We start from the raw sequence: 1,856 nt of genomic DNA, 5'->3' as shown, positions 1-1,856 counted from the left end.
CCGCCGGGCCGGTGCTCGCCCTGCTCGCCTATGTCCTGTCGCACGGCACCACCGACCCGCTGGCCCAGCGCGACGCCATCGTGCTCGCGCTGTTCGGCATCGCGCTGGCGGTGACGGGCTCCGCGCTGTTCCTGCGCTACTCGCTGACCAACTTCCTGCGGTTCTGGCTCGCCAGGCAGTCCTACGACCTCGACCGGCTCGCCGATCGGGTCACCGGAGAGGAGATCGGGGTATGACCACTTCACTACGCACCGGGGAACAGTTCGCCAGCACGGTGTGCGAGACGAGAGTGATCGTCGTGCGCGCGCCCGCCGGACAGACACCCGAGCTGACCTGCGGCGGGGCGCCCATGGTGCCCGTCGCGCATGCCCCGGCCGCCAGACCGGCCGCCGAAGGCGCGGTCACCTTGATCGGCAAACGCTACGTCGACCGGGACGAGACCGTGGAACTGCTGTGCACCCACTCCGGCGCGGGCGAACTGCGCCTGGGCGGAGAGCGATTGAGCATCAAAGCGGCCAAGGCGCTGCCTGCGTCGGACTGAGGCGACGGCCACGGACCCCGGCGGCGCAGCCGAGGCACCGACACGAGAGGCGGAGGCGGATGAACTTCGAGCTGACCGAGGATCAGGAGCTGATCCGCGCATCGGTGGCCGAACTGTGCCGCAGATTCGACGACCGGTACTGGCTGGAGAAGGACCAGGCGCACGAATTCCCCACCGAGTTCTACCAGGCCGTGGCGCGCGGCGGCTGGCTCGGCATCACCATTCCCGAGGAGTACGGCGGCCACGGGCTCGGCATCACCGAGGCCACCCTGCTGGCCGAGGAGGTGGCGCGCTGCGGCGGTGGCATGAACGCGGCCAGCTCCATCCACATGTCCATCTTCGGCATGCACCCGGTCGTCATGTACGGCTCCGAGGAGCTCAAGGCACGCACGCTGCCGCGTATCGCGACCGGCGACCTGCACGTCTGCTTCGGCGTCACCGAACCCGGCGCCGGACTGGACACCCCGCGCATCACCACCTCCGCGCGGCGCGCGGGCGACCACTACGTGGTCAACGGACGCAAGGTGTGGATCTCCAAGGCGCTGGAGTCGGAGAAGATCCTGCTGCTGACCAGGACCACCCCCTACGACGCGGTCGCGAAGAAGACCGACGGCATGACGCTGTTCCTCACCGATCTCGACCGCGCGCACATCGACATCCGCCCCATCCACAAGATGGGCCGCAATGCCGTGACCTCCAACGAACTGTTCATCGACGATCTGCGCGTGCCGGTCGAGGACCGGGTCGGAGAGGAGGGCCAGGGTTTCCGCTACCTGCTCGACGGGCTCAACCCCGAACGCATGCTCATCGCCGCCGAGGCGCTCGGCCTCGGCCGGGTCGCCCTCGACCGCGCCGTCCGCTACGCCCGCGAGCGGGTCGTCTTCGACCGGCCCATCGGCGCCAACCAGGGCATCCAGTTCCCGCTGGCCGACGCGCTGGCCCGGCTCGACGCCGCCGAACTCGTGCTGCGCAAGGCCACCTGGCGCTACGACAACGGCAAACCCGCGGGCCGCGAGGCCAACACGGCCAAATACCTGTGCGCGGACGCGGGCTTCGCCGCCGCCGACCGGGCGTTGCAGACCCACGGCGGCATGGGCTACGCCGAGGAGTACCACGTGGCCCGCTACTTCCGGGAGGCGCGCGTGATGAAGATCGCGCCCGTCAGCCAGGAAATGATCCTGAACTACCTGGGTTCGCACACCCTGGGACTGCCGAGGAGCTACTGATGGCCAACGACCTGTTCGATCTCACCGGCCGCTCGGCCCTGGTCACCGGCGCGGCGGGCGGCATCGGCTCGGGGGGGGGGCCCCCGCGG

Annotated in this window: 2 protein-coding genes and 1 pseudogene; all 3 read left to right on the top strand. The window is 70.0% G+C overall.

Features of this window, described 5'->3' with window-relative positions:
* Window positions 1–236: pseudogene (locus tag QH283_RS15845) on the top strand (hypothetical protein); the annotation flags it as partial.
* A complete protein-coding gene (locus QH283_RS15840; protein ID WP_280503755.1) occupies window positions 233–541 on the top strand; it encodes a hypothetical protein in 309 nt (102 codons plus the stop codon). The pseudogene QH283_RS15845 and the gene QH283_RS15840, both read left to right, overlap by 4 nt.
* Before the next feature lie 59 nt (window positions 542–600).
* Window positions 601–1,767, top strand: a complete 1,167-nt coding sequence (locus QH283_RS15835) for an acyl-CoA dehydrogenase family protein (protein WP_280503754.1) — start codon at window positions 601–603, stop codon at window positions 1,765–1,767.
* The last annotated feature ends 89 nt before the right edge of the window (window positions 1,768–1,856 follow it).

Source organism: Nocardia farcinica (assembly GCF_029867845.1).
In the GTDB taxonomy this organism is placed as follows: Bacteria; Actinomycetota; Actinomycetes; order Mycobacteriales; family Mycobacteriaceae; genus Nocardia; species Nocardia farcinica_A.
The sequence above is the reverse complement of the archived record's forward strand: the minus strand, read 5'-3'. Positions and strand labels throughout refer to the sequence as shown.

Bases quoted from the DNA above. Each gene is read 5' to 3' on its own strand.
- QH283_RS15840 (WP_280503755.1), top strand. From the start codon at position 233: ATGACCACTTCACTACGCACCGGGGAACAGTTCGCCAGCACGGTGTGC.
- QH283_RS15835 (WP_280503754.1), top strand. From the start codon at position 601: ATGAACTTCGAGCTGACCGAGGATCAGGAGCTGATCCGCGCATCGGTG.